The organism is Collinsella aerofaciens (assembly GCF_015556945.1).
Lineage (GTDB): Bacteria > Actinomycetota > Coriobacteriia > Coriobacteriales > Coriobacteriaceae > Collinsella > Collinsella aerofaciens_AO.
In genome coordinates this window covers 1-2,845 of the sequence record NZ_JADNNH010000053.1, presented here as the reverse complement: position 1 = coordinate 2,845, position 2,845 = coordinate 1, and the positions used below count along the sequence as shown (strand labels likewise).

The window sequence follows — 2,845 nt, the reverse complement described above, 5'->3', positions numbered from 1 at the left end:
CGCGTCAATTCCGCAGCCGGTGAACGAGTCGGCTTAGATCTGCTACGCAGACCACGCCGCCCCGTAGTCACCGCCTGCTACATTGACCCGCCTACTCTTGCGCCCTCTTACGGATGCTCATCAGGTAGTTCTGGACAACGCCGTAGTTGTCCGTTACGAAATCGAACAGCACCCAGTCTCCCGTATGCATCAGCACGTCAACGAGTTCACTGAACTCCGTGATGGACCTGTCCTGAATGAACGCAAATGTCTGCTTCTTCATCTCGCGCTTGTCCTTGCGAGTCAGCTCGCGCTCAAGGTCGAGCGGAAAACCGTTCAGACACGTGAGTATCTCTTCCGGCTTTTCGGCCCAATGCTGCTTCTCCGGCTGGTCGAGATGCACGAAATAGCGGCTCAGATTGCGCACAGAACCGACCTGAAAGAACTCCGCCTTATGCGGGGTCACAATCCACGTCCAGCTTTCGAAAATCGACCTGCCAGCCTTAGGCGTAATCGGAGCGCCGTGAAAATACATCACGTGGTAATGGGGCTTGAGCGTCTTGATGGCGCCGGTCTCCAAATCCTCAACCGGGTCAGGCTCGTGCAGGGGCGAAATAAGCCACATCCCCAACGAGTCGCGCAGGATATCCTGCCAATTTTTCGGAGCGGAATCGGGATAGACCAATCCCGTAAACGCTCGTGATTTCGATGCTCCCATAAGAAAAGCCGCCCTTCATCCTCGTGGAGAAAAGCGGCTCTAGCAGGATACATGTACTTCAAAATGGTAGAATCTTACTCAAAGGGGAAGCTAGAGCCGCAAACTCCTAGTTTCACTTGCTGGTTGAGGCGGCAACCACAACCAGCCTTTGTCTATGATAGCCCATCGCGTCCGCGCGGTGGGCTTTTGTTTTGTGCATCATCGCAGTTAGATGCTGGTTTTCTGTAATACCAGCAAACGTAAACTATCGTTTACGTTTCGGCGGGGCGATGTGCTAACGGCTCTGACCCCACGACCGCTGCGGCGGTCTATCGTCACGGTTCTCATCCCGCGCCCGCGCGGCTCGGGTCGCTTCAAGTGCCTGCGCCCTGGGACTCATGTCCTTCTCCAAGGCCGCCAAATCGCGTTTGAGCGCCCTTGTCGTCATCCTCGCGCTCCTCGGCCCGAGCTTTCGGGCGAGGTCCGCAATTGCCATCTCAGCGCGTCCAACCGCTCCTCTGATGCCATCAACGACCTGCTCAACTCGTCCTCTGAGTCCATCGCATCTAGCAGCGATTTCATCGAGGATTCCGCGCTTCTCAAAGCGTCCCGCGCGGTCGAACCGCTCAGCGAGGGAAGCGACGGCTTCCAGCTCCTCAACGTCCTCCTCAGCCCGACCCGCCGCTTGCCGAACCGACTCCAATCGCCGCTGCTCGCGCTGCAGGTTCTCGCCGACCTCGTTCCGAAGGTCGATTTTTTCGCCGATTTCGCCGTCCAAGCGGTCAATCTCGGCCATTTTCTCCGCGATTTGACGGTCGATTTCCGCAGCTTGGGACCGCTTTTCATCAACCTGCCCGGCGATATCAGCGAGGTCTTTCCTCGCCGTCCTCGCCCTCGCCTCGTCCCGCTTCCGCGCCGCGCTGGCCCTCTCGGCCCGCTCGGTCGCATCCGCCACGATATCGCCGGCCTTCCTCTCGACAGGGGCAAGGATCTCGGCGCGGGCCGCGTCTATGTCGCGCTTGTCCACCCTGCTCAGGGCCTTCTGCGCCCTCTTGCCGTCCTCGAGCTCGATTTCCGGCCTGTACCCGAGATGCTGTTCCAGATAGTCCCCAAGGTCCTTGTGCAGGCTCTGGTAGAACGTTCGCGGGCACATCTTCTTGAAGTTGAACCGACCGTCCAGAATCGGCGTGAACGCCGCGTGCATGTGGTCGCGGACTGGCGAGCCGTCCGTCCGCACCTCGTCCCTGTGCACGAACCCGCCGAGCATGTTCCCGGACCCGAGACGGTCCGCCAGAAAGCAGTACGTCCATCCGAAGAACGCGCCCTCGTCCCCCTCGCGGACGTTCTCTGGCAGCGTAACCACAACGTCAGCCATCACCACCGCGTCCTTGCGCACGGCCCGCTTGCCCTCGGCCTTGGCCCTCTCGTTGACGCGCTCGATGCGCTCCTCGACCGTGGCCCAGTTCGGCTCCACCCCCTCCATCGGCTTCACCAGACCGTCGGCGGGGTCGAGCGCGAGCGTGTAGTCCATCCCGACCCGCGCCGGGTCGATGTTCTCCCGCCCCAAGCTGGACGGGTCGCGGCGGTAGTGCGCGAGCATGTGGCCTACCGATGTTGCCTTGTACTTCTCAAGATGCGCCATAAGTCTAAGACCCTTCAGCCGGAGCTAGATTTTAGCCGCCTAAAGTCTAGCATGTTAGCCTTTTGCTACGCAAAAGACATGGCAGGGCCAGCCCTGCACCCGCTCGGGCGTTCCCCCCGAGACCCCCCAGCCCTTGCCCGTTCGCGGCTTCGCTCACGGCCCTCGGGCCATCGGCGCGAGCGCCGAACGGAGGGACTTCGCCCCTCCGAACCACCCCTCAATCTACCTGCGATTCGGCACACGGCACACGGCACTATTAGGGGGGCCGTCGTAGTGGCCCCCCTGTGGTCATTTGTCATTTGTCACATTATTTTTCGGACGTAGTTAGCGAAAAATAATGAGCCGCCCGATTCTGCAGGTCTCATCCAGTCGAGACACAGGCAAGGAAAGGGTCGATGGAGCAGAGCGTCCATCGACCCTTAATCAAGTCTGGTCTATTCGGTTGGCCGTCGCGTCAATTCCGCAGCCGGTGAACGAGTCGGCTTAGATCTGCTACGCAGACCACGCCGCCCCGTAGTCACCGCCTG

The 2,845-nt window shown here is 60.2% G+C and carries 2 protein-coding genes; both read right to left on the bottom strand.

Annotated elements, in window-relative coordinates:
• Window positions 1-91 precede the first annotated feature (91 nt).
• Window positions 92-697 carry a Rep family protein gene (locus I2F59_RS09745; RefSeq protein WP_195504005.1) on the bottom strand — a complete coding sequence of 202 codons (606 nt, stop codon included), beginning with the start codon at window positions 695-697 and terminating at the stop codon, window positions 92-94.
• Window positions 698-971: 274 nt separating this feature from the next.
• Window positions 972-2,318 carry a plasmid recombination protein gene (locus tag I2F59_RS09740; protein ID WP_195504004.1) on the bottom strand — a complete coding sequence of 449 codons (1,347 nt, stop codon included), beginning with the start codon at window positions 2,316-2,318 and terminating at the stop codon, window positions 972-974.
• Between the last annotated feature and the right edge of the window lie 527 nt (window positions 2,319-2,845).